At 69.6% G+C, this 22,764-nt stretch carries 21 protein-coding genes and 4 pseudogenes; 13 read left to right on the plus strand and 12 right to left on the minus strand.

What is annotated here, in order from left to right:
- Nucleotides 1-78, minus strand: a pseudogene (locus AC0ZLC_RS33895) (IS5/IS1182 family transposase); the annotation flags it as partial.
- Between the two features lie 59 nt (nt 79-137).
- Between AC0ZLC_RS33895 and AC0ZLC_RS33900 the strand changes: the two are divergent.
- The 3 genes from AC0ZLC_RS33900 to AC0ZLC_RS33910 all read left to right on the plus strand — a co-directional run bounded on the left by AC0ZLC_RS33900 (nt 138) and on the right by AC0ZLC_RS33910 (nt 2,552).
- Complete coding sequence (locus AC0ZLC_RS33900; RefSeq protein ID WP_476755762.1) at nt 138-998, plus strand: hypothetical protein; 861 nt, start codon at nt 138-140, stop codon at nt 996-998.
- Nucleotides 999-1,032: 34 nt separating this feature from the next.
- The gene (locus AC0ZLC_RS33905) at nt 1,033-1,680 is read left to right on the plus strand and encodes a class I SAM-dependent methyltransferase (protein WP_476755763.1); all 648 of its coding nucleotides are present in this window, start codon (nt 1,033-1,035) and stop codon (nt 1,678-1,680) included.
- A 329-nt stretch (nt 1,681-2,009) separates the two neighbouring features.
- On the plus strand, nt 2,010-2,552 hold the full coding sequence (locus AC0ZLC_RS33910; RefSeq protein WP_476755764.1) for a hypothetical protein: 543 nt from the start codon (nt 2,010-2,012) through the stop codon (nt 2,550-2,552).
- Nucleotides 2,553-2,686: 134 nt separating this feature from the next.
- On the opposite strand, the gene AC0ZLC_RS33915 is transcribed toward AC0ZLC_RS33910, so the two are convergent.
- Complete coding sequence (locus tag AC0ZLC_RS33915; protein WP_476755765.1) at nt 2,687-2,914, minus strand: WhiB family transcriptional regulator; 228 nt, start codon at nt 2,912-2,914, stop codon at nt 2,687-2,689.
- Nucleotides 2,915-3,957: 1,043 nt separating this feature from the next.
- On the opposite strand from AC0ZLC_RS33915, the gene AC0ZLC_RS33920 reads away from it, so the two are divergent.
- The 4 genes from AC0ZLC_RS33920 (at nt 3,958) to AC0ZLC_RS33935 (ending at nt 8,524) form a co-directional block, all read left to right on the plus strand.
- The gene (locus AC0ZLC_RS33920; protein ID WP_476755766.1) at nt 3,958-5,085 is read left to right on the plus strand and encodes an alpha/beta hydrolase; all 1,128 of its coding nucleotides are present in this window, start codon (nt 3,958-3,960) and stop codon (nt 5,083-5,085) included.
- A complete protein-coding gene (locus tag AC0ZLC_RS33925; RefSeq protein WP_476755767.1) occupies nt 5,078-6,325 on the plus strand; it encodes an acyltransferase family protein in 1,248 nt (415 codons plus the stop codon). Before AC0ZLC_RS33920 ends, AC0ZLC_RS33925 begins: the two co-directional genes overlap by 8 nt.
- Nucleotides 6,326-6,335: 10 nt before the next feature.
- Nucleotides 6,336-7,712: a sensor histidine kinase gene (locus AC0ZLC_RS33930; protein ID WP_476755768.1), complete on the plus strand. Its 1,377-nt coding sequence runs from the start codon at nt 6,336-6,338 to the stop codon at nt 7,710-7,712.
- A gap of 137 nt (nt 7,713-7,849) precedes the next feature.
- Nucleotides 7,850-8,524, plus strand: a complete 675-nt coding sequence (locus AC0ZLC_RS33935; protein ID WP_476755769.1) for a response regulator — start codon at nt 7,850-7,852, stop codon at nt 8,522-8,524.
- A 33-nt stretch (nt 8,525-8,557) separates the two neighbouring features.
- On the opposite strand, the gene AC0ZLC_RS33940 is transcribed toward AC0ZLC_RS33935, so the two are convergent.
- From AC0ZLC_RS33940 to AC0ZLC_RS33950, 3 genes are all read right to left on the minus strand, one after another.
- Entirely contained in the window at nt 8,558-9,013 is a 456-nt protein-coding gene (locus tag AC0ZLC_RS33940) for a MarR family transcriptional regulator (protein ID WP_476755770.1), read from the minus strand.
- Nucleotides 9,010-9,504, minus strand: a complete 495-nt coding sequence (locus tag AC0ZLC_RS33945) for a MarR family winged helix-turn-helix transcriptional regulator (protein WP_476755771.1) — start codon at nt 9,502-9,504, stop codon at nt 9,010-9,012. Before AC0ZLC_RS33945 ends, AC0ZLC_RS33940 begins: the two co-directional genes overlap by 4 nt.
- 137 nt (nt 9,505-9,641) lie before the next feature.
- On the minus strand, nt 9,642-10,256 hold the full coding sequence (locus AC0ZLC_RS33950) for a dihydrofolate reductase family protein (RefSeq protein WP_476755772.1): 615 nt from the start codon (nt 10,254-10,256) through the stop codon (nt 9,642-9,644).
- A gap of 235 nt (nt 10,257-10,491) precedes the next feature.
- Between AC0ZLC_RS33950 and AC0ZLC_RS33955 the strand changes: the two genes are divergently transcribed.
- A complete protein-coding gene (locus AC0ZLC_RS33955; protein WP_476755773.1) occupies nt 10,492-11,073 on the plus strand; it encodes a hypothetical protein in 582 nt (193 codons plus the stop codon).
- A 199-nt stretch (nt 11,074-11,272) separates the two neighbouring features.
- Here AC0ZLC_RS33955 and AC0ZLC_RS33960 read toward each other — a convergent pair whose 3' ends face one another.
- The 5 genes and pseudogenes from AC0ZLC_RS33960 to AC0ZLC_RS33980 all read right to left on the minus strand — a co-directional run bounded on the left by AC0ZLC_RS33960 (nt 11,273) and on the right by AC0ZLC_RS33980 (nt 14,079).
- The gene (locus AC0ZLC_RS33960; protein WP_476755774.1) at nt 11,273-11,770 is read right to left on the minus strand and encodes an SRPBCC family protein; all 498 of its coding nucleotides are present in this window, start codon (nt 11,768-11,770) and stop codon (nt 11,273-11,275) included.
- Nucleotides 11,767-12,606, minus strand: a complete 840-nt coding sequence (locus AC0ZLC_RS33965; protein ID WP_476755775.1) for a hypothetical protein — start codon at nt 12,604-12,606, stop codon at nt 11,767-11,769. Before AC0ZLC_RS33965 ends, AC0ZLC_RS33960 begins: the two co-directional genes overlap by 4 nt.
- Nucleotides 12,575-13,042, minus strand: a complete 468-nt coding sequence (locus AC0ZLC_RS33970) for a hypothetical protein (protein ID WP_476755782.1) — start codon at nt 13,040-13,042, stop codon at nt 12,575-12,577. Before AC0ZLC_RS33970 ends, AC0ZLC_RS33965 begins: the two co-directional genes overlap by 32 nt.
- A gap of 56 nt (nt 13,043-13,098) precedes the next feature.
- Nucleotides 13,099-13,272 (minus strand): annotated as a pseudogene (locus AC0ZLC_RS33975) (hypothetical protein); the annotation flags it as partial.
- Between the two features lie 303 nt (nt 13,273-13,575).
- Nucleotides 13,576-14,079, minus strand: a complete 504-nt coding sequence (locus AC0ZLC_RS33980) for a MarR family winged helix-turn-helix transcriptional regulator (RefSeq protein ID WP_476755776.1) — start codon at nt 14,077-14,079, stop codon at nt 13,576-13,578.
- A gap of 666 nt (nt 14,080-14,745) precedes the next feature.
- Between AC0ZLC_RS33980 and AC0ZLC_RS33985 the strand changes: the two genes are divergently transcribed.
- The 4 genes from AC0ZLC_RS33985 (at nt 14,746) to AC0ZLC_RS34000 (ending at nt 16,894) form a co-directional block, all read left to right on the plus strand.
- Entirely contained in the window at nt 14,746-14,877 is a 132-nt protein-coding gene (locus tag AC0ZLC_RS33985; protein WP_476755777.1) for a hypothetical protein, read from the plus strand.
- Nucleotides 14,878-14,974: 97 nt separating this feature from the next.
- On the plus strand, nt 14,975-15,919 hold the full coding sequence (locus AC0ZLC_RS33990) for an NADP-dependent oxidoreductase (RefSeq protein WP_476755778.1): 945 nt from the start codon (nt 14,975-14,977) through the stop codon (nt 15,917-15,919).
- Nucleotides 15,920-15,948: 29 nt separating this feature from the next.
- Nucleotides 15,949-16,173, plus strand: coding sequence for a hypothetical protein (locus AC0ZLC_RS33995; protein WP_476755779.1), 225 nt, complete (start codon nt 15,949-15,951; stop codon nt 16,171-16,173).
- Nucleotides 16,174-16,198: 25 nt separating this feature from the next.
- Nucleotides 16,199-16,894: an alpha/beta hydrolase gene (locus AC0ZLC_RS34000; protein ID WP_476755780.1), complete on the plus strand. Its 696-nt coding sequence runs from the start codon at nt 16,199-16,201 to the stop codon at nt 16,892-16,894.
- Between the two features lie 177 nt (nt 16,895-17,071).
- Here AC0ZLC_RS34000 and AC0ZLC_RS34005 read toward each other — a convergent pair whose 3' ends face one another.
- Together AC0ZLC_RS34005 and AC0ZLC_RS34010 are read right to left on the minus strand one after the other, a co-directional pair.
- Complete coding sequence (locus AC0ZLC_RS34005; RefSeq protein WP_476755781.1) at nt 17,072-18,457, minus strand: hypothetical protein; 1,386 nt, start codon at nt 18,455-18,457, stop codon at nt 17,072-17,074.
- 431 nt (nt 18,458-18,888) lie between these two features.
- A pseudogene (locus tag AC0ZLC_RS34010) lies at nt 18,889-20,069 on the minus strand (IS701 family transposase).
- Between the two features lie 104 nt (nt 20,070-20,173).
- On the opposite strand from AC0ZLC_RS34010, the pseudogene AC0ZLC_RS34015 reads away from it, so the two are divergent.
- A pseudogene (locus AC0ZLC_RS34015) lies at nt 20,174-21,836 on the plus strand (ISAzo13 family transposase).
- Nucleotides 21,837-22,764 lie beyond the last annotated feature (928 nt).

Raw genomic sequence — 22,764 nt, forward strand, 5'->3', positions numbered from 1 at the left:
CCTCGCGAACTGCCCCTCGGTCAGACCCGCAAACGGCTCGATCCACTTCGGATCACCTGCAGAGATCACCCCAGCCATGCCCGACCAACGCCCCAGCCGCACCACTGGTTACGGGACAACCTCTAGCATCGCGGGTCATGACGAGGCGGGGGCGGCTCGGGGCCGTAGCGGGAGCGACAGTACTGGCGGCTGTGTGTGCCTCCGGCCCGGAGCCTGCGGAACCCATCCGCACGAAGCCGGACCTTGGCCCCCTACCGGCCGACCGCTTCGACTACACACCACAGGACTACCGGCGATTCCGGCAGGCATCGGCGTTGCTGGTCCGCCAGTGCATGGCCGGTCGCGGCCACCCGGACTTCCCGCTCGACCCCCGCGATCCTCACGATCCCTTCGTCGCCATTGCGGTCGGCACCGACTACGGTGCCCTCGACCTGGACGCAGCCCGACGCTGGGGCTACGGCTGGGACCCGTCGAAACACCTGGCCCTCACGCCCAAGGGGCGCCGCATGACCGACGCCGAGTACGCGGACTGGCCGGCCTGCAACGCCGAGGCGGATCGACGGCTCATGCGCGGCATCGACCGCAAGCGGGACTGGCTCTACGCAAGCACGCGGACGATCAAGATCGACAAGTCGGTCAAGCGCGATCCGCGTCTCCGCGCGGCGTGGGATGCGTGGTCCCGCTGTGTGGCAGGACAAGGATTCGCCCACTACCCCGACCCCGTCGCGGCCTACACGGACGACGCCTGGAAACGGGACAGCGACGCAAACACCCGTCATACGCGCGAAGAGCGGGCCACTGCCGTCGCCGACGTCACCTGCAAGCGCCGCCATCACACGACCGAGATCTGGCACGCCGTGCGGGCGAAGAGGCAGGCCGCCGACATCGCACGGCATCGTGACCGTTACGCGGCCGGGCTGCAAGCATTACGGACGTACCGGGCCAACGTCACGGGGGTGTTGCGGAAACTCGGCGCCAAGGGTGGTGAGGCGGGTTGAGCTCGCCGCAGCGCCCGGTACTACTGTCCCGGACATGGTCGAACACGATGCCTTCAGTGTCACCCGCGAGGCCTACGACGCCGCTGCCGCCACCTACGCGCAGCTGTTCCGTGACTCGCTCCGTGACAGTCCCCTGGACCGTGCGGTTCTGGGGGTTTTCGCCGAAGCCGTACGAGCGAGTGGGGGCGGTCAGGTCGCGGACCTCGGATGTGGGCCAGGTCATGTCACCGCTCATCTCGACGAGTTGGGGCTGACGGCGTTCGGGCTCGACGCCTCTCCTGTGATGATCGAGCTGGCTCGGCAGGCCTACCCGGGCCTGCGGTTCGACGTGGGCTCGATGGCCGCGTTGAGCATCGCTGACGGCACGTTGGGCGGCGTACTCTCCCGCTGGTCGATCATCCACACTCCGCCGCACGAACTCCCCGCCGTCCTCGCGGAGTTCCATCGTGTGCTGGCACCGGACGGCCACCTTCTGATCTGCTTCTCGGCAAGCGACGATCCGTCCCGCGCGACGCAGGTCTTCGATCACGCGGTCGCGCCGGCCTATCGGTGGTCGCCCGATCACCTCGCCGGGATGCTGCGCAGTTCCGGGCTGGCCGAGGTGGCCCGGATGATCCGTGAGCCCCAGCCCACCGACCGGCGGCAGTTCCGCGAGGTTCAGCTGCTCGCCCGCAAAGCGTAGGCATCCGGTCCGACGGGCGCTGTCCGCATCCGAGACGTCGGCCGGGGGGTCGGCCGGATGAGACCGCGCCGCCCATGAAGCGTTCACATCGGGTGTGCCGAAGCGCCGCCCCCTCCACGAGGTGACGTCCTTCGGCACCGGCACCGGCACCCACCAACGGATCACCACCGTTTGCGGCCCGCCCGCCCCAGCCGCTGAATGGACTCGTGCGGCGACACCCCCGGCGCGGGACGAGGCCGTGCCGCCCACCGAACGTTCACACCGGGTGGCCGTCGCCGGGACCCTGCTGATGATCGCCGGCCTGTTCAGGTACGAGAAGGGCGTCAGCGATGAGGACGAGTACGGAAGACCGCCACGCCGGGGGAGGGCGGCAACTCGTACGGCGGTGGCGCCAGACGGCGAAGACGCATCTCACTCCGGTGCAGCGGTCCCTGCTGATGACCTGGGTGTCCTTCGGAGTCACCTTCGGCACCGTCAGGGTCATCACCCACGGCATCCGTGGAGGCTGGCTGCCCTGGGGCAACATGTCCGTCGGCGGGGAGCACCTTCATCACTACAACTTCGGCATCGCCGCACTGACCGGCGTAGGTCTGATCGCCGTCCGCGGTGACGAGCGGGCCGTCGGACACCCGGTCGTCGCCACCGCCTACGGCTGCGGCACCGCGCTCATCTGCGACGAGTTCGCGCTGCTGCTCGATCTGCGCGACGTCTACTGGGGCGAGCGGGGACGCCTCAGTGTCGACGTCTCCCTGGGGGCTATGTCCGCGCTGGGCGCCTACCTGACGGCCAAGCCGTTCTGGCACGAGATCGTGAAGATCACCGGGGTCCACGTGGCGGCTGCGGCCAGGCGCAACGTCCGCGCCGTCACGTGACGCCGCGCGTCCCTCGCGACCGGCATGTGCGGCGAAGGCGTACCTCCGATGCGGGCCGGAGTCCGTCTCGCCTCGGCAGCGGGCCGCCGCGTGACAGTCCGCCCCATTCCGGGGAGCGTGGGCATCGTGCCTGCTCAGACGCGCCGGCGTCGCCTCCGGCGTTCCTCCACGGTCATCGCTCCCCACACGCCGTCGCGTTCGCCGTTGCGCAGGGCCCAGGCGCCGCATGCCCTCACGACGGGACACCGGTGACAGACCGCCCGGGCCCGCTCGATCTGCTGCTGCGACAGGCCGTCCTCACCGACCGGGAAGAAGAGTTCCGGATCCTCGGAACGGCAGGCGGCCAGCTCGCGCCAGTTCATGCATTGTCTCCCTTCCGGTCCGTCGCGCGGCCTGCGCCACCGCGTGGCAGCGGCCACCGGCCGTCGTGAGGAGAAGACACTGAGGGAACCATCGAAAGTACCTCCGCCGGTCTCTTCGCCCGCCCACCTCGGGGCAGGCAAGTGTCGCGGCGCCTCACGGCACCGCACGACCCGGCAGGGTGAAGAGAAATATATGCAATTTATCCCGTTTGGTCCATACTGCATGACCTGCCGTGGTCCGACCGTCCTCACCGTGCTTGAACGGCTCGTCGCGACTCCACGCGCCACTACCTACAGCGGTGGCCGATGCGGCGGGCGAGCAGGGGTGCCCGCGCCGTCTCGCGCCGGAACGCGTCGGCGGTCGCGCGCGTCGATGCCCGCCCGGCGAAGGACACCCGTCAGGGGATTGGTGTATCCGCCGAAGTACAGGCGCGCGGCCTCCGGATGGGTCGCGCGCCTACGGCGAGTGGCTGCCCGGCTCCGTCGAGTACGCCCAGGGACCCGACCAGGCCGTGCAGGTCGGGCCGGTACCCGGTGGCGGCAATGACCGTGTCGGGTCGCAGCCGGGTGCCGTCGGCCAGTAACACGTCGGGGCCGTCGCCGGTCTACAGGCCCGTGCGGGGCCGCGGCAGCCCCCGTGATGTCAGATCGGGCACGGCGAAACGGTGCGTGAGCAGGAAGGTACGGTCCCGCCACGCGAGCGGGAGGACCTCCGTCAGTCGGCCGACCGCGTGCCACCGGGCGCTGGAGCGGGGCAGGCGCTCTCCCTCACCTGTCCGAGGCGACCGGCGCCCTGGCACTGCTCGTCCCGCACACCCACCGCCCTTCCGGAAGACGGCCGGTGCCCTTGCGCTGATCCTCGTCACCTCCAGCACGCGTGGGGGAGAGGACTCGGTGGTCGAGGGCGGTGTCGTACCCCTAGTACCTGAGAGCTACCTCCAAGGACACCTCCCCAGGGGGTCGCGGGCGACGGTCCGTGATCCTTAACTTCCTTTCCAGCGACGCCCGATGGCCGGGCGGAGCGGTCGGGGAGGCGGGGGGCGATGGGGGTCGGAGCGGGGTGGGTCGCCGTACGAGGGCGCAGCAGGAGTGCAGGGGGCGGAACGTTCGGTGCAGCGGGCCGGCGGGGAGGTGGCAGGCCGGGTGACGGCGGAGCACCGCGCGGACCTGGACCGGTCCGCGAGGGCGCACCGGCCCGTGACAGCACAACGGTCCACGCCCGGCGACGGGTCCGTGCCCTGCTGGCCGTCCTGGTCACCGCGGCCGTCGTCGTGCCGCTCACGGCCGCGGTCCGGCCGCGCATTCCCGCCCCGGCCCCCGCCGCCCTCGCACCGGTGACGGCGTCGACCCTGGAGGGGGCGTACGCGGCCAACCGGGCCAACGCCGCGCTGGCGGCCCGCATGGCGGCCGACCACGGGGACCGGCACCGCGCCTCGGCCGATCGTGCGCTCGCGCTGCCCTCCCGCAGGCTTCTGTCCTTCGACGGCCGCGGTTTTGGCCGGGCGGTCGAAGTGTTCGGCGACCTGCCCCACGCCCGCCACGTCGCCGTGCTCGTGCCCGGCTCGGACACCTCGCTGGACACCTACGAGCGGCTCCACGCCGCCGCGGTGTCCCTCCGCAGGGCACTCGTCCGGCAGGGACCGGCCGGCACCGGCACCGCGGTGATCGCCTGGCTCGGCTACACCACTCCGGGCACGGTCAGCACCACCGCCCTGACCCCCGACCGGGCCGACGAAGCGGCCCCGGACCTGCGGGATCTCGTGAGCACCACGCGCCGCATCGCCGGCCCGGACACCCGCATCACGCTGCTGTGCCATTCGTACGGCTCGGTCGTGTGCGGGCGGGCCGCCGACCGTCTGGACGTGGCGGAGCTGGTCCTCCTCGCCAGTCCTGGCACGGGCAGGGACTCGGCGGCGGACCTGGGGACCCGGGCGCGGGTGTGGGCGGCCCGCGGCGGCGGCGACTGGGTCGCGGAGGTCCCGCATGCCGACGTCGGCCTGTTCGGCACGACGATCGGCTTCGGCAGGGACCCGCTGTCCCCGGCCTTCGGTGCCCGGGTGTTCTCCGCCGGAGACGGCGGACACAGCGACTACTTCCGACCGGGATCGATCTGTCTGGCCAACGTCGTCCGGATCGTCCTCGGCCGAGCGGGGGAGGTCACCCGTGGCTGAGAAGACCGGCGGCCGCCCGGTGCGGCGACGCTACCTCCCGTCCTTCTCCGGTATCCGGGCGGCGGCCGGCCGACTGGACGCGGCCACCCCGCCCGGCCGGGACCGGGCCGTCGAGGCCCTGCGTGCCCTGGCGATCCTCGGCGTCGTACTCGGCCACTGGCTGGTGACCGCGCTCGTCGCCGACGGCGGCGCCCTGCGCGCCGAGAGCCCGCTGGGCCACATGCCCTGGCTGGCCCCGGTGTCCTGGCTGTTCCAGACACTCGCGGTGTTCTTCATGGTGGGCGGCCACGTGGCGACGAGAAGCCACGCCTCGACCCGGGCGGCCGGCGGGACGTACGGCCGCTGGCTGCGGACCCGTCTGGCCCGTCTGTTCCTACCGGTGCTCGCCATGACGACCGTGTGGACGGCGGCCTCGACGTGTCTGCTGCTCGGCGGCGCGTCCTTCGCCACCGTGCACACGGTGGCGAAGCTGGCGCTGTCACCGCTGTGGTTCCTGCTGGTGTTCGCGGGCCTCACGGCGGCGACCCCGCTGCTGGCCCGTCTCAACCCGCTGTGGCCGCTGGCCGTGACCCTCCATGTGGACCTGGTCCGCTTCGGTCTTGACGGCCCGTCCTGGCTCGGCTGGGTGAACGTGGCGGCGGGCTGGCTCGTGCCGTACACGCTGGGCGCGGCCTGGACGCGCGGTGAACTGGAGGGCAGGCGTGCGGGCTGGATCCTGTGCGGGGCGGGGACGGCGGCGACGGTGGTTCTCGTGGCCTGGGCAGGCTATCCGGCGTCGATGGTCGGCGTGCCCGGCGCGGCGGTGTCCAACCTCGACCCGCCGACGCTCGCGGCGGTCACCTTCGGACTGGCCCAGTGCGGCGCGGCCCTGCTGCTGCGCGACCGGCTGCGGCGGAGCATGCGCAGACCGCCGGTCTGGGCGGCAGTCGCCCTGGTGAACCTGTCCGCGATGACGGTGTTCCTCTGGCACCAGACCGCCCTGATGGCGACCACGGCCACCGGCCTCCTGGCGGGCCGCCTGCCCGGCCTGCACACCGTGCCCGACGACCTGGGCTGGGTGGGCGCCCGGCTGCTCTGGCTGCCGGTCTTCGCCGCGGTGCTGGTGGTGTGCTGGGCGGCGTTCCACGGCTTCGAGAGCCGCGGCAAGCGGCCCCCGAAACCGGGTCGGGCCGGGTCGCGGGTGGTGCGTGTCGGAGGCCTGCGGGAGAACCCGGAGCTGCGAGAGGCCGGCCGTGCTTAGGGTGGGGCGGATGAACAAGGGAGTGGAGGTGCGCCTGGCCCGCCTGATGCGGGTGCTGCGCGACGACTTGTGGACGGTCCGCGCGGCTCCGCTGCCGCCCTCGGTGTGGCTGCGCTGGCTGCCGCACGGCCTGGTCTGCCTGGTGGCGTTCGGCTCCGCGGTCGCCAACGTCGACTTCCTGGCCGACAGTTACCGCCTCGGCGCCCAGTTCGGCGTGCTGTGCGCGGTGTTGCAGGGCCTCACGGTGGCACTCGCGCTGTGGCGTCCGATGCCGGCGTGGTGGATGTCCCTGGTCATCACGGTCGTCACCGCCCTGACCGTCCGGCCTCATCTGTTCGACGATCCACACCCGGGCGATCCGAGTTGGCCGTGGGGGCCGCCCGGGCTGACCGCGCACTGCATGATCCTGCTGCTGCTGTCGCTGCGGCTGCCCACCCGGGTGTCGGCCGAGGTGCTCGCCCTGACCGCGCTGGCCACCTACGCCGTCCAAGGAGTGATCGGCGGCGCGAACTACGAGCCGTCCGGCGTGGTGGCGGTGTCCCTGTTCACCGCAGTCGTCCTCCTCGGCACCGCCCTGCGCGGCCGCCGTGAGGCCCGCCACCAACTCGTCGAGCAGACCGGCATAACCGCCGAGGAACGCGCCCGTCGCACCCTGCTGGAGGAGCGCAACCGCATCGCGCGCGAACTGCACGACGTGGTCGCACACCACATGTCGGTGATCTCCATCCAGGCGCAGGTGGCCCCGCACCTGGTACAGAACCCGTCCGAAGAACTGAGGGAGAACCTGGAGGGCATCCGGCAGAACGCCCTGGAGGCGCTCACCGAACTGCGCCGGGTACTCGGCGTGCTGCGCTCCGAGAACCCCGAGGACCCGTACGGCCTCGGCGCGACCGGCACCGGAACCGCCCCGGACGCGCCGCAGCCCACGCTCGACCGGCTCGACGCCCTGATCGACAACACCCGTGCCGCCGGACTCGAGGTCGTCGCCGAGACGCGCGGCGAGGCGTCGGCCTATCCGCCGGGCGTGCAGTTGTCGGCCTACCGGATCGTGCAGGAGGCGCTGAGCAACGCGCTGCGGCACGCCCCCGGTTCCCAGGTGCGGGTCGGTGTCACCCACGAACCGCGGGGCCTGCACCTGGAGGTCACCAACTCCCGACCGAGCGGGCCGGCCCGGTCCTCACCCGGCGCCGGGCACGGGCTGCTCGGCGTGCGGGAGCGGGCCGTGATGCTGGGCGGCCACGTCGCCGCGCACCCGACGCTGCACGGCGGCTTCACCGTGTCGGCGTTCCTCCCGAAGGACGGCACCGCCCTCCCCGCCCCCGAGGGCAGCGACCCTCCCGCCGGCCTCGCACCAGTCTTCCCCGAGCCCGGTCCGAAGCCGCAGTGACCGCATCCCCGACGGGACCCACGTGCGCAGCCACGGCAGGATCCATTCACAGGGCGCAAGGCGCCATCCACCGCAGGGACCCGCGCGCCCGCACCTCCACAGGACGCACGGCCGGCCCCCACAGGAGAAGAGCCCCGATGACGAGCGGCACCATCCGCGTACTGATCGCCGACGACCAGCAGATGGTCCGGCAGGGTTTCACCGTGCTGCTCAACGCCCACCCGGGCATCGAGGTGATCGGGCAGGCGGTCGACGGACTCGACGCCGTGGCGCGGGTCGCCGAACTGTCCCCGGACGTCGTCCTGATGGACATCCGCATGCCCGAACTGGGCGGCATCGAGGCCACCCGTCGCATCACCGTCGCCACTCCCGAGGTCAGGGTGCTGGTGCTCACCACCTTCGACCTCGACGAGTACGTGTACGAGGCGCTGCGCGCCGGGGCGTCCGGATTCCTGCTCAAGGACGCCTCCGCCGACCAGCTCGCCGAGGCCGTGCGGATCGTCGCGGCCGGTGAGGCCCTGTTGGCGCCCGGCATCACCCGCAAGCTGATCGCCGAGTTCTCCCGGCTGAACGACACCCCGCGAGCTCCGCTGAAGGAGCGCGTCGGCGACCTCACCGAGCGCGAGACGCAGGTCCTGACACTCATCGCGCAGGGCCTGTCCAATGCGGAGATCGCCCGGCACCTCGTCGTGGCCGAGCAGACCGTGAAGACACACGTCGGCCGCATCCTGGTCAAGCTGGGACTGCGGGACCGCACTCAGGCGGCGGTGTTCGCGTACGAGTCGGCGCTGGTGAGACCCACCGGTTACTGACCAGCCGGGCTAGCCGGGCAGCCGGGTAGGCGATCAGGCCGTCAGCGCCGCAAGCTCCGCGTTGGCCCGCTCGTTGACCAGGGCGAGGACACGGCCGGTGGCAGCCAGGTCCGCGGCGGGTATGCCGCCCCAGACACGGGCGCTGAGAGGAGCGGTCTCCGCGCCGACGGCGGCGACCAGATCGCGCCCCGCATCTGTGGGGCGAAGGTACGCACCGTCCGCGACGAGCAGGTGCTCGGCCAGCAGTTCGTCGAGAGTGGCGCGGATGCCGACGCGGTCGCTCTTGAGGGAGTCGTGGACCCGGGCGACGAGATCGTCCGGCGTCAGCGGGGCGTCGGCGGTCAGGGCGGCGCGCAGGGCGATCTGCTGCTGGAAGGTGATGCGGTGCCGGGCCAGGACGTGCTCCAGGACACCGCGGGCGGCGTAGTGGGCCAGAGCGAGGGCGCGGGCGTCGGCGACGGGTTCGGCGGTGGATGCAGCGGTAGTCATGATGTTGTCCCCTTGGTGCTCTCGTCGGTCGGTAGGGATGCCGTGAGGGGTGCGTCGAGCAGGGTCGTCAGCTCGTCGGTGAACGCGCGCGTCCGCGGGGTGTCGAGGCCGCCGAGCGGTTCCAGCAACTGCTGAAGCAGTTCCTGGACCGCAGGGATGGCCTGCCGTGTGACGGCCTGCCCCTGCTCGGTGAGGGCGAGTTGTACGGCGCGGGGGTCGCGGGGGTCGCGGGTGCGCTCGATCAGACCGGACGACTCCAGGGTGCGCGCCAGTTTCGAGACGTACAGCGCCTCCAGGCCGGTGTGGTCGGCGAGTCGGCGCTGGCTGGGCCGCTCACCGGCGCGCTGCATGCCGTACAGCGACGCCACCAGTGAGTACTGCGCGTGGGTGAGGCCCAGCGGAGCCACCGCGCGATCGACCGCGACGCGCCATTTGTTGGCGAGCCGCCATACCAGGAAGCCGGGCGTGGGGTCCGGTAGTACCTTGCTCATGCCGAATACAATACATGGCTACTATGTCCATGGCTATTATTTTCTGCCGGGTGTGCAGGCGCACTCCGAACCTCGCACGGACCACTCGGTCCTGGGCCGCCGGTCGTCGCCGGGAGGGTCCCTTCTCGTCGGTCGGTTCAGAGGACGTCGTAGGTCAGGTGCGTCGCCGTCGATGTCGGGGTCACGCTCCGCTGCGCGAGCGTGCGCGGCGCCCTGCCGGTGAACAAGGGCGTCCCGGCGCCCAGCACGACGGGGGCGAGGTGCAGCGTCAGCGTGTCCACCAGCCCGGCGTCGAGTGCCGAACCGATCGTGGCGCCGCCACCCATGAGGACGACGTCGAGATTCCTGCCGGTGTCCGACGACGACGCCTCGGCGCGCTCTCGTGCCACCGCGACGGCGTCGGGCAGGCCGGTGCTGACGAACGTCCAGTCGAGCCCGGTGAGCCGCACCGACCCCGGCGGCGAGGCCGTCACGACGACGAACGCGGGCCTGCCGACCTGGTCCGCGCCGTAGCCGACCTTGTCGTTCCAGCCGTTCGGCCCGTCGACCACGTCGAAGAGGTGACGACCGAGGACGACGGCACCCGAGCGGGCGGTGCCCTCGCGCAGATACCGGCGGTCGTCAGGATCGTCGGAGAACGCCCAGGTGTGCAGGGCTTCACCGCCGGTGCCCAGACCGTTGTCCGGGCCGGGGTCGGGGCCGGTGACGAAGCCGTCGAGAGAGACCGAGATGTCAGCGATGATTCGAGTCATACCAGTGCAGACCCGATTGGTCGGCCGGACTAATCGTTCACCGCACCCATGCCGCGGCGCGGCCCGAATGGGAGTCGATCACCAGCCAGGCACGTCAGGCGGCCGTGGGGGCTCGCTCGGGTGCCTGGCATCCGTTCGGGTCAGTCGGGATAGCGGCCGGTGAAGGCTGCGGCGAGGCTGGGGTGGTACTCGACATTCCCGTCGGCACCCGTCCCCAGTTCCAAGGAGCACTGTCATGTCCGATCGCAACACCCTCATCCGCAGCCTGCACGATGTGGGCCTGGCAGCCTGGTTCGGCGGCTCCCTCATGGGCGCGGTCGGTCTCAACGGGGCAGCACAGGAGGTGAGCGAAACCGCCCAGGCCAGGGCACGGATCGCCTCATCGGGATGGGCGAAGTGGACACCCGTCAACGCTGCGGCCATCGGCGCGCACCTGTTCGGCGGCGGGGGGCTGCTTGCGGTGAACGCTCACCGCGTCGCCACCCAGAAGGGGGTCGGGGCCTCCACCGCGGTCAAGACCGCCGTCACCGTCGCGGCCCTCGCCGCAACTGCCTACGCCCGTGTCCTGGGTAAGAAGGTCGAGCTTGCTTCTTCCCCCGACCCGGAGGACGCCGAGAAGGCTGCCCAGCACCCCATCGACATCGACTCGGCCCAGCAGCAGCTGGCCTTCGCGCAGTGGGCGGTGCCGGCGCTGACCGGATGCCTGGTGGTGCTCAACGCCCTGCACGGCGAGCAGCAGCGTCCCGAGGAGCAGATGTCCGGCATGTGGCAGCGGGCCCGCTCCGCCGCCACCCCCTTCATCCCGCAGCGCGCCTGAGAGCTCTGCTCACGTCGCTCCAGACCGGTCGGCCAACTCGGAATCAACCTGACGCGGCAGATCTTCTCCAACCTCACCGCGACGCCGGGTGACGGCGGTTGCTGTGCCCGGCCTTGCCTCACGTCAAGGTCAACGCCGCTGAACTACGCAGGCACCGGCCGGTGGTAGCGGAGTCCAAACCACCGGCCGCTCAGGGCGCTCACTTCTCCATGATGGCATTGGGCGTTTCCTGCACCACGGTCACCATCCGTGTGAGTGCAGCGCCCATGTAGCGGATCCAGAGCTGCTTGAACGGCCCCGCGGCGATCCAGCGGCGGCCTGGCAGCGGCCGGAAGTCGTAGGTCCACCGGATCGACGTGCCGGTGCCATCGGGCAGGAACGACCACTCGCCGCGCACCCCGGAGGTCAGCTTGGCCAGCACGTTGGTGAAGCCACTCGGCTCGTAGGCGAACCCGTGCCCCTCCGCGATCTCGGTAAGCCGCTCGTCGGCCTTGGAGTCGTCGGTGAACCAGGTCTGGCGCGACATCCCCGGCTGGTTCCAGGTGCCGGTCTGGTCGCGCACTTCCGCGACGCCGGGGAACGGTCCCCACGGCTTGAACACCCGGGCGAGGTCGATCGGCACGATGACCTGGTAGGTGTGGGCGGGGCTGGACGTTATACGGGCGAAGACGGTGATCGGGACACTCGCTTTGGTCATGCCACGAGCATCGCGGCCAGCGCCTGCCCGAGGCACACACCTGTGCTGCTCATTTCCGGTATTCCGGCCTCGGCGAGGTAGCGTCCCCACCGGTCGGCGTCTTCGAAGACGCTGAAGGTGACCGCGCGTCCGTGGCTCCTCATCTCCTCGCCGATGGTGCGCCGGCTGCTGAGTTCCATCAGGGGTGAGGGCCGCTGGTGCCCGCCGGGTTGCACCGCGAAGCGGCGGATGCCCAGATGCTCGCCCGGTCCCAGGGGAGCGGCCGTCTCCACGAGGTCCCAGACCGCTGCGATGACCGGGTCTTCGGCACGGTCCTCGGGCAGCGGTGCGTCAAGCCGCAGGATGGCCATGAACGAAACAGGTGTGGTGGAGCCCGCATAGCGGTGGACGCGGAAGGCGTCCGGCTGGCGACGCAGCCAGTGCGCGACCGCCGCTGCCGATGCCGGGCCCTCGGCCTCCTCGGCCACGCGCAGCACGGCGGGCACGCCGTCGGGCCGCAGCGGAGTGTCCTCGATGTGGGGGTGCGTCCGGTAGTTGTACAGATCGTCCGGGCCCTCGTGGTCGCGGAAGAGGAACATCCGTTCCGCGACTCGTAGGAGCGCGTCGTCGGCGGTGGCGGAGCGTACGGCGTGCAGGCCGGCGAGGGAGATGCGGGCGCGGATGTCGTCGTAGCGCTCGGGGTCCCGCCAGCGCAGGTCGGCCTCGAGGGCCGTCCGCACCGCGTCGTGCGGGTGCAGCCCTTCAGGTGTGACCTCGATGCAGGGCAGCTGGCGCAGCCAGGGGAACACCGTATGGGTGTCCTCGTCACCCAGTACCGCGCGCAGCAGGGGGCTCACGGGTGACGTACGCCTGTACGACGACCTCGAGGGCGCGCCGGTGGACGGCGCTGGGCAGGTCACCCACCAGCCGCTCGACCAGGGTCGTCAGCACGCCGCCGGTCGGGTACCACGGCGCGCCGGGTGCGGACGGGGGCAGGGAGGCGACCAGCGAGAGAGCGAGCGGGCTGCCTCCGGCGAAGGCGCCGAAGGCGCCGCGCTGCTCGGCGGGGACCCCCCGGGCGGCGAGCAGGGCGTCGGACTGGGCGGCGTCGAGCGGCTGCACGGCCAGTGCGGTGAACAGTCGCGCCCATCCAGGGTCCAGCGACCAGTCGGCGTCGGGGGCGACTCTGCTGGCCACCACCACGATCGCATGGTGGGCGAGCCGTAGCAGGAAGGCGTCGCGCAGCCACGTCTCGAGGGGCTGGCACTGTTCGAAGGTGTCGATGACCAGCACCGTGCCGGGTTCGGCGCACGCCGGGGCGGCGGCCTCCTCGAGTCGGCGTCGAGGAACCGTCCGTCCACGTGCACCACGCGGCGGCCGGCGAGCTCGGCCTGCCGGGCGGCGTAGCGCACCAGCGAGGCCTTGCCGATGCCGCCGGGACCGTGCAGGTAGGCGACGAGCGGCGCTTGCGCCGCGCCCGAGAGCATCAGGTCGAGCACCGCCCGCTCCTGCTCCCTGCCCACGAGCGCACCGGCTCGAGCCTCCGCCAGCCGGTCTGCCAGGTCCCTCGCACCCAATCCGAGCTCCTTTCGTCAGGCATGTCTTGCCGCCGAAGATCGGTGGGATGAAGCGCTTTCTACGTGAGTGGTACCGAGTGCGGGGCAGCTCACGGGACGGAGAGCGCTGCTCGCATGTACGCAGCACCGACTCGACGTCGTCCGGGTGCTACGCCACAGCCCTTGTCCTCGGCGTGGCTCGTCGCTTCCCCTTGGCCCGGCGTCGAGCGGGACGTGTCGTGTCCCTACTGCGTGGTCTGGGTCGAGTCCTTATGCTCCGGCTTTACGGCGGCGAGGCGCGGCCGAGCGGGGCGGCGTCGAGCGCATGTGGTCGCGCACCGGAGCCAGCAGGTCGGCGAGGGCCTTGACGTCGTCGCGCGAAAGCGGCTCGAACAGCAGGCCGTTGACCACCTCGATGTGACCCGGCAGCACCTTCGCGAGCAGCGCACGCCCGGCATCGGTGAGGGTGACGGTGATGCTCCGCTCGTCGTCCGGCGAGGGAGCCCGGACGACCAGGCCCTCCTTCTGGAGCAGATCCACCTGATAGGTCAGGCCACTGCGGCTGTAGACGACGCCGTCGGCCAGGTCGGTCATGCGGTGGCTGCCCGTCGGAGAGTCCCCGAGGCGGGCCAGCAGCTGGAACTGCACATAGCTGAGATCGCCGGCCTCGCGCAGTTGCTGCTCGACTGCATGCCGGAGCAGGCTGGTCACCTCGATGAGGTCGAAGTAGGCGCCGAGCTGCACGGGGTCGAGTGACGGCGGTGAATCAGGCATGACCGGAGTCTACTGCTTCGAATTCGAAGAGTGTGGCGTGGTGCCGTCCAGCCACCCCAGGCGGAGCTGGAACTGAACTCCTCCGTGAGTTCCGGTGCCACCCGGACAGGTGGATCGGACGGGCGCGAGGGTCGCCCGGCCCGATGCGGTGACCTCGTGAGCACACGGTGTGGGCAGTGTTGGGCCCGACTGAGCACCGCAGAACATGGAGTTCGGACAGTGCCGCGGCGCAGGGTTACGAGCAGGAGGACGGCGCCGCCGCCCACGTATCCCGAGGACCGGCCATGAACATCCCCTGCCTCGCGCAACGTCGTCCTTGGCCCTCCCCGGGGACGGCACGACAGCCCGGCCGCAGCGCAGAAGCCATGAACACGATGCCGGGATGAGCACCGCCGCGTGGAGCCCGGTGTCTCTGGCCGTCCTGTGCGCCGGCGTCGGTTACGGGCGCCCGACCCGCCTGCTCGCGGACCTGGTCGCGGAGGCCGTGTGCCGGTCACTGGCAGCCGGGTGCACGCGCCGAGGTGGAGGTGCTGGAGCTGCACCGGCTGGCGGCCGACCTCGCTCAGCACTCCGCCCAGGGCCGCGCCAGCCTCGACCTGCGGGAGGCGATCGCGGCGGTCGTGACAGCGGACGGGCTGGTGGTGGCGACCCCGGTGCTCGCAACCCGTGCCCACGGTCGTCGTCGCAGGCCCCGCCGACTGGCAGGCCACGGCGCTCAGCGACGCGGCGCGGCTGCGCGCCTGCATCGGCCGCGCCGCCGTCGAACTCGCCGCCGCGATGCGCTCGCACCGGCAGTAACCCACAACACTTGCTTCGAATTCGAAGTAGAGGTACCGTCATCAACAGTTGCTTCGAATTCGAAGCAACATCGATCGCAGTGAAGGTGAGAACCGAAATGAAGGCAGTGCGTTTCCACGAGTACGGCGACTCCGACGTCCTGCGCTACGAGGACGTGGAGCAGCCCGTCCCCGGGGCCGGGCAGGTCCGCATCCGCGTCGCCGCGACGTCGTTCAACCCCGTCGACGGCAACATCCGCGCCGGCTTCATGCGAGGCCCCATACCGGTGCAGCTGCCGCACACGCCCGGCATCGACGTCGCCGGCACCATCGACGCGGTCGGCGAGGGCGTGGCCGGCATCGCCGTCGGCGACGACGTCGTCGGCTTCCTGCCGATGGACGGCACCGGAGCCGCCGCGCAGTACGTCCTCGCGCCGGCGGAAGCCCTGACCCCGGCCCCCAAGAGCGTCCCCCTGGCTGACGCCGCCGCACTGCCCCTGGTGGGCCTGACCGCCTACCAGGCGCTGTTCGACCACGGCAAGCTGACGGCCGGGCAACGCGTCCTGATCAACGGAGCCGGCGGCGCGGTCGGCGGCTACGCCGTGCAACTGGCCAAGAACGCCGGCGCCCACGTCATCGCCACAGCCGGCCCGCGCAGCACCGAGGCAGTCACATCAGCCGGCGCCGACGAAGTCATCGACCACACCACCACCGGAGTGACCGCAGCGGTGACCGAACCGGTCGACCTCGCACTCAACCTCGCGCCGGTCGACCCGGCCGAGCTGGCCGCGCTCGTCACCCTCGTCCGCCCGGGCGGGGTCGTGGTGAACACGACGGTGTGGATGCCCGCACCCAGCGACGAGGAGCGCGGCGTACGCGGCATCGACCTGTTCGTCCGCAGCGACGCCGACCAGCTGGCCCAGCTGGTAGCGCTGATCGACCGCGGCGAGCTGCGCGTCGATGTCGCCGAGCGGGTGCCGCTGGCCGAGCTGCCGGCGCTCCACGCCCGGGCCGCCGAAGGCGCGGTGCACGGCAAGGTCATCGTGGTCCCGTCCGCCGCCTGACGCCGATCCTCCACCGAAAGGAAAAGACCATGGCACTCAGTCTGGATCCCGAAATCGCCGAGGCGCTGGCCCCGATGGCCGGCGCGATGGCGGACGCCACACCACCGGCAGTGGGGGACATCGCGGCGCGGCGCGCCATGTGGGAGCCGATCATCGGCGCCGCGGGAACGGCCCAGCCGATCCCGGCCGACGTGCAGACCAGCGAGTACCACACGACTGCAGGCGACGGCGCGCGGATCACCATGCGCTGGTAAGGACGGCGCGGCGCCGGGCCCGGCCGTGCTGTTCTTCCAGGGCGGCGGATACATCTTCGGCCACATCGACCTGTTCGACGGCCCGGTCGCCCGCTACGTCTCCGCCGGCGGCGTGCCGATGCTGTCAGGCGAGTACCGACGCGCCCCCGAGCACCCCTTCCCGACTCCGCTCGAGGACGCCTACACCGCACTGGGCTGGCTGCACGAGCATGCCGCCGAGCTCGGCGTCGACCCCGACCGGATCGGCGTGATGGGTGACAGCGCCGGAGGCGGCATGGCCGCAGCCGTGTCGATCCTCGCCCGCGAGAGCGGCGGCCCCAAGATCGCCCGCCAGATCCTCATCATGCCGATGCTCGACGACCGCACCACCACCCCCGACCCCCACATCGCGCCCTACGCGCTGTGGTCCTACGACGACAGCCTCACCGCCTGGCCCGCCCTGCTCGGCGAGGCCGCCGACGGGCCCGACGTCCCGGCCACGGCGGCCCCGGCCCGCCTCGAGGACGCCACCGGCCTGCCGCCGGCCTACATCGAGGTCGGCCAGCTCGACGTCTTCCGCGACGAAGACACCGCCTACGCCACCAAACTCAGCCGCGCCGGCGTGCCGGTCGAATTCCACCTGCACCCCGGCGCCCCGCACGAGTTCGACTCCATCGCCTTCACCTCCGACGTCGCCCGCCGCGCCATCGCCGACCGCATCCGCGTCCTCAAATCCATCTGAGCCACCACCGAGCGCGCTCACCCCGCGCCTCAGCAGGGGGTATGCAAGCCCGTCACACAGGCGGCCCCGGCCCCTCGCTCCGTGCCCGCCGTGATGGGACCCCTCGGACACCGGCAAGAACCGTCCGCCGACCAGCGGCGATGGCGTTTGTAGACCGTCTCCCACGGCAAGCAAACGTTAAGGACTATTTCCGGGTGCGCGAAATTGCGGAAGATTGAGTTCTATTGCTCGGAATTCTTTCTGTTGCTTTCTGGGTCTGTCTCTGGTCCATCTAAAGGTCGCGTATCCCATGGTGCCAATTGCGGCAAATAGTCCATACTTCAGCTGATGGTTAGCAAGAATCTCTGTCGCGATCGATGACGTGGCGAGGCTCGCCGCATAGCCTACGCCAGCCGCCGGTCCCCGTGTGTTCGCCAAGACTAATTGGATAAGCCCCTCGTCAGCCTTCAACCCCTTATAGGCGGCCTCTTGCAAAATTCTCCCGTAGCTCTCAAAGCACTTTCCAACCCAGCGCGCCAGGCGCTCATTCGACGGGTCGCTTCGCCACTGCTTCAAAGCAACGAAGAACTCTTCCACGCTTGAGCTGTTACGTATGGAGAGCAAGACCTGGGAATCCATATCGAGCAGGACGCGAGGAGGAGGGAATTTTGCCGCGAAAGATCGCCCCTGAACGTCCACGCCGACGTCAACTACGGGTGGCTCAAGCGCTTGCACCAATACCGGACCAAGCTTTGGATGGAAGTTAGGCATGCTCGGTATAGCACCGAAAGAGCGAGCCTGGTTGTATGCATAGCACTCGTTCATCCAGTAGCAAAGAGCCTTTAGGGAGCGGAGTTGATGCTCATTGCTCGCCGCATCAAAAAGTTGGCTGATGTCGTTGATCGGTACGTCGTATATTCCAAGCGATTCGCCGATGACCGTCATGTACGTGCCGCGACGAAATCCGGCTCCCCCTCTTTCCTTGGCCTCAGTAAGGGCACCCTGACGCCATATTCGCGTTGCCTCCCAGATCTCGCGAAAAGCTGGAGATTGGTCCGGCGCTGTATCGTTTTCCTGGTCTGGCTGCAGTAGCTTGATAAGCTTTTGACTGTACGCATTTCCTACGCTCTCGTATCCCCAGCGGATAGTCTTGAATGATTCACCCGCCCTAGCTGCTGCAATATCTAATTTCGCCGCCAATCTTTCGCATGACTCCGATTCAAGAAGTCCAAGCCCTGCTGATTGACGGATATCGTCATGAGCCTCGGAAAAACTTGAATAGTTTTCCCGGAGGGCCGGAATGACGATTCCGGAGGAGATGGCAGTCTCCAGTAAGCTATCGCGCACCTGTCCATCGAAAGCCTTTATGTGATCATCGAGGCCCTGTGATATGAAAAAGAAGACATCCGGAATTATGACAGCCTCTTCGAAGAGCACGTTCAAGAGGAGGCTGCGCTCGATTGCCGCCCTTCGCTCCTTTTCCTTAAGGAAAGCTTGAGCTTGTCTGTCGACCGCAGAGAAATATACCGCCCCAACGGGTGTGGAGTTAATTCCTCTGCCAACTAGAGGAGTTGGGTAGCTCATTTACCCCCCTCGGGGAACAACTGGTTCGTGTCCTTACGTCAACCCAGCTCATCTGTTGATGCATGCGAGAGTACGGACTATTTTCTACCGCAAGTGAGGTGAGTTGTCACGGCTGCCCGGATAAATTCGACACTGCCCCGCGATATGTAATGAGCCCGTTCTGACCTGTCTGAGGTCGGAGGTAGTGGTGCGCCTGCCGTGACGGGCGGGGCGCTCCCTTAGCTGATGACCGCGGCGGTTATCAGCGGGTCGATCTTCTTGTAGGCCGCGGACTAGTACTGGAACGGTGTCTGTTCTGATTGCTGGGCAGTTTTCAGGGGCTGTGTCCGCGTCGTTTGTGGTGCGGGCTTGGTGTTGGCGTCGTCGGCGCCATGTCGACCAGTGCAGGACGTGGTCGATGGGAGTGGGGCGACGGTCGGTGAGGCGGGTGATCAGGCGTCGGATCTCGGCGAGGCTGAGGTGGATGAGCTGGGAGGATCCGTTTCTGCTTTGTCCGTGTCCAGGTGGCGGGCGCGCAGGACGGTGAGGCAGGCGTGGGCGGCCATGGCGAGGGTCATATGGCGGTGCCAGCCCGGATAGCGGCGGACCTGGTAGTCGTCCAGGCCGCACTCCTGCTTCGCGGTCTGGAAGCACTCCTCCACCGCCCAGCGGCTGCCGGCGATGCGGATCAGTTGATCCAGGGTGGTGTCGGCGGGGCAGTAGGCGATGTAGTAGGAGATCTCCTCGGGGCGGCTGACGCTGCGGCGGGCGATGACCCAGTGCCGGCGGTCTTCGCGGTGCCAGGGCCTGACCTCGACGCGGGCCCAGTCGTAGATCCGTCGGCGTGTGCTCCTTCGCCGCAGGAACGGCGCTTCCACTTCTGCCGTGGCAGGCCGGGAAACAGGTCGTGGACGGGGTGGTCGAGTGCCCAGCGGGTGACGACGGTGTCGTGCCGGGTGGTGGCAATGACCTGGAAGACGTCCGCCTGCTCGAGTTCGAACCGCCAGCCCTTGCTGAACCCGTAGGCGGCATCCGCCGTCACCCACCGAAACGGGATCCGGTCCGCGATGGCCTTTCGGACCATCGCCTTGGCCATGACCACCTTCGTCTCGGGAGCTACGTGGTCGTCGATGCCGGCCCGGCGGCAGCGGTCCCGGTCGTCCGTCCAGGACGTGGGCAGATACAACCGCCGGTCGATCAGCGTGCGTCCGCGGCCGGTGGCGTAGGCGAGGAACACCCCGATCTGGCAGTTCTCCGTTCGGCCGGCTGTGCCCGAATACTGCCGTTGCACGCCGGCCGAACGGACGCCCTTCTTCAGGAAGCCGGTGTCATTGACGATCAGCACGGCTTCGCGGTCGCCGAGGTGTTCCAGGACGTAGTCGCGCACGTCGTGGAGGACCTCGTCGGCGTCCCACTCGATCCGGTTCAGCATCCTCTGGATACGGTCCGGCCCGCCGTGGCCTGCCTCCTCGGCCAGCGTCCAGCCGTTCTTGCGCTCAAGCGGAGCGATCAGCCCCCGCATATAGACCAGCGCCGACTCCCGCGGCTCCGACCGGTGCACAAACCACCCGTGCACCGCATCCAACTCACTCGCCCACACACGCACATCAGCAAGGTCCCCACCCGTAACCACACCAACGACCAACCTGGCCAGCAGTCACGGCAGACCCCGTTGCAGTATTAGGGCGTGCCGGGGAACAAGTCGTGGCTTCCAGTTGCGGGGATCGTTGTTCTGGTATGCGGAGAGCGGAAGGGATTGAGGCCACCCAGGCCACCCTGGCTGCGAAGTTCCAGGTGTTGTTGCCGCATCTGGACGAGCGTCAACGTCGGCTCGCCATAGGAGCGGAAGCGCGGTCGCTGGGGCATGGCGGGATCAGGCTGGTCGCCGCTGCGGCTGGGGTCCGGGAGGGCACGGTCTCGCGCGGGATGGCTGAACTGGAGTCTGGCCAAGCCCTGTTGGGGCGGGTCCGGCGTCCCGGTGGAGGCCGGAAGAAGGTGACCGAGCTGAATGCGGGGCTGCGGCCGGCGCTGGTCGAGCCTGACGAGCGGGGCGATCCGATGTCACCGCTGTGCTGGACGACGAAGTCGACCCGGAAGCTGGCGGCGGAGCTGACCCGGCAGGGCCATCGCGTCTCCGCCGACACGGTCGCCGGCCTGCTCCGGCAGGAAGGCTTCAGCCTGCAGGCCAGCGCCAAGACCATCGAAGGCACCCGACGCCCGGACAGGGACGCCCAGTTCCGATACCTCAACGAGCAGGCACGCGGCCACCGGGACGCCGGGGACCCGGTGATCAGCGTGGACACCAAGAAGAAGGGAGCTGATCGGCGAATACAAGAACGCCGGGCACGAATGGCAGCCCGTCAGGGTCAACACGCACGACTTCCCGGGCCACGCCGAGAAGGCGATCCCATATGGGATCTACGACATGGCGGCGAACACCGGCTGGGTCACCATCGGCACCGATCACGACACGGCGGCATTCGCTGTCGCGTCGATCAAGCGCTGGTGGCGGGCCCGAGGCCGGCACGACTACCCCCGCGCCCGCCGACTGCTGATCACCGCCGACGGCGGGGCTCCACTACCGCACCCGCGGCTGGAAGACCCACCTGGCCGACCTCGCCGCCGAGACCGGCCTGAAGATCACCGTGTGTGACCTGCCGCCGGGCACGTCGAAGTGGAACAAGATCGAACACCGGCTGTTCCCGCACATCACCATGAACTGGCGCGGCAGGCCCCTGACCAGCCATGAAGTCATGCTTCGGGCCATCTCCGCGACGACCAGTCGCACCGGTCTGACAGTGCAGGCCGAACTCGACAGCGGTGAGTACCCAACCGGCATCCGGGTCAGCGACCAAGCCATCGCCGCCTTGCCGATCACACGCCACCGCTTCCACGGAGACTGGAACTACACCTTTCACCCACAGATCACCAACCGTGCCCAGTCCTTCCCCGGCAACGCGGATGGCCAGCCGAGGGCTCTCGCCCTCTCCTGCTCCACGACCTGCAGGACCTAGAGCTGACTGGCATGTCCCGCGAGCACCTCAGCGACCTGACCCACTCCTTGATCCCCAGGCTGGAAGAGCGCCGTGAGCAGGCCCGCCACGCAGCCCGCGGCGGACGACGCCGCCTCGCCCCGGGCACCGGCCGCAAACCCACACTCACTCCCGCCGACCAGATCCTGGTCACCGTCCTCTACCTGCGGAAACACTCTCTTCAGGAGCTTCTCGGCCAGCTGTTCAACACCACCGCCATGATCATCAGCCGTGCAGTGAAAGATGTCCGCCCGCTGCTGGAGGCCAACGGTGTCTGTCTCCCCGCCTCAACAGCCCGTTTCCGCACGCCGGGAGACATCGCCAGATTCCTCGACCCCGAGAAGAACAAGATCAAACCGATGTGTTGATTACCGGCAAGTCCTTACTGCGACTGGGCTTGCGCTCGGACCGGGGCTGTGGGGCTGTTGCTGCTGTTCGTTCGGGTTCGGGTTCGGGGGTGTGCTCGCGCTGGGAGTTGGGCGGGGTGGTGGGGGGATTGGTGGGTAGGTTCTGTGTATGGCTGACGTGGTGGATTCTGATGAGTTGTTGCGTCGGGTTCAGCGGGCGCGGGATTGGGCTGCCGGCGAGGAGGAGCGCTGGAGGGCCCGGGCTGGGACTGGCCGTTCCGAAGGGCGTGAGGTGAGCGGCGCGGGGGAGGCGGCCGTCTTCGCCTCGGCCTATGAGGCGGTCCGCAGGGTCTTGGACGAGGTTGTCACGCCGGGAAGCAATGATCCCGGCTAGAAGCTCTCCGGCCGATCATGTACGGAGCCGGATGGTGAGGGCTGCGGCGGTGACGGTGCCGAGGAAGACGCAGCCGCGCGTGTCGTAGCAGGCGGCCACCGTTCTGGCGTGCTCGAGCTGGTTGACCGCCCGTTCGACGGTGTCGCGCTTCTTGTACCGCTCTTCATCGAAGCCATGTGGCCGCCCGCCGTGTGACGCTTTGCGCAGGCGGGCTGCCGGGCTGCCGGGCTCCTTCGAAATCGTGTGCCGGATGCCCCGCCGCCGTAGATACTCGCGCCAGGGACCGTTGCTGTACGCCTTGTCCGCTGCCAGGCTCCCCGAGGTCGGCCCGCCGCAGCGGCCGGTACATCTTACGTACGGTCGCGCTCCTGGATACCCGCCGGGCACTGTTCTGCCAGGCCGGCGCGCCAGGAATCCCCCGGCCCGGCGCTTCCCCGTTTCCCGACCTTCCGGATCGGAACCGGGAGGTCGGGACGGGCCGCCCCATCGGCCGCAGGACCTGGACGGCGCGGGGCCGCTGGGGGCGCGTTGTCAGTGGCAGGTGGGAGGGTGGGG

This window comes from Streptomyces sp. GLSS-08, from assembly GCF_056387915.1.

What these genes read in the sequence shown, in the direction of transcription:
- AC0ZLC_RS33900 (WP_476755762.1), top strand. Translation starts at nt 138, where the DNA reads ATGACGAGGCGGGGGCGGCTCGGGGCCGTAGCGGGAGCGACAGTACTG.
- AC0ZLC_RS33905 (WP_476755763.1), top strand. Translation starts at nt 1,033, where the DNA reads ATGGTCGAACACGATGCCTTCAGTGTCACCCGCGAGGCCTACGACGCC.
- AC0ZLC_RS33910 (WP_476755764.1), top strand. Translation starts at nt 2,010, where the DNA reads ATGAGGACGAGTACGGAAGACCGCCACGCCGGGGGAGGGCGGCAACTC.
- AC0ZLC_RS33915 (WP_476755765.1), bottom strand. Translation starts at nt 2,914, where the DNA reads ATGAACTGGCGCGAGCTGGCCGCCTGCCGTTCCGAGGATCCGGAACTC.
- AC0ZLC_RS33920 (WP_476755766.1), top strand. Translation starts at nt 3,958, where the DNA reads ATGGGGGTCGGAGCGGGGTGGGTCGCCGTACGAGGGCGCAGCAGGAGT.
- AC0ZLC_RS33930 (WP_476755768.1), top strand. Translation starts at nt 6,336, where the DNA reads ATGAACAAGGGAGTGGAGGTGCGCCTGGCCCGCCTGATGCGGGTGCTG.
- AC0ZLC_RS33935 (WP_476755769.1), top strand. Translation starts at nt 7,850, where the DNA reads ATGACGAGCGGCACCATCCGCGTACTGATCGCCGACGACCAGCAGATG.
- AC0ZLC_RS33940 (WP_476755770.1), bottom strand. Translation starts at nt 9,013, where the DNA reads ATGACTACCGCTGCATCCACCGCCGAACCCGTCGCCGACGCCCGCGCC.
- AC0ZLC_RS33945 (WP_476755771.1), bottom strand. Translation starts at nt 9,504, where the DNA reads ATGAGCAAGGTACTACCGGACCCCACGCCCGGCTTCCTGGTATGGCGG.
- AC0ZLC_RS33950 (WP_476755772.1), bottom strand. Translation starts at nt 10,256, where the DNA reads ATGACTCGAATCATCGCTGACATCTCGGTCTCTCTCGACGGCTTCGTC.
- AC0ZLC_RS33955 (WP_476755773.1), top strand. Translation starts at nt 10,492, where the DNA reads ATGTCCGATCGCAACACCCTCATCCGCAGCCTGCACGATGTGGGCCTG.
- AC0ZLC_RS33960 (WP_476755774.1), bottom strand. Translation starts at nt 11,770, where the DNA reads ATGACCAAAGCGAGTGTCCCGATCACCGTCTTCGCCCGTATAACGTCC.
- AC0ZLC_RS33980 (WP_476755776.1), bottom strand. Translation starts at nt 14,079, where the DNA reads ATGCCTGATTCACCGCCGTCACTCGACCCCGTGCAGCTCGGCGCCTAC.
- AC0ZLC_RS33990 (WP_476755778.1), top strand. Translation starts at nt 14,975, where the DNA reads ATGAAGGCAGTGCGTTTCCACGAGTACGGCGACTCCGACGTCCTGCGC.
- AC0ZLC_RS33995 (WP_476755779.1), top strand. Translation starts at nt 15,949, where the DNA reads ATGGCACTCAGTCTGGATCCCGAAATCGCCGAGGCGCTGGCCCCGATG.
- AC0ZLC_RS34005 (WP_476755781.1), bottom strand. Translation starts at nt 18,457, where the DNA reads ATGAGCTACCCAACTCCTCTAGTTGGCAGAGGAATTAACTCCACACCC.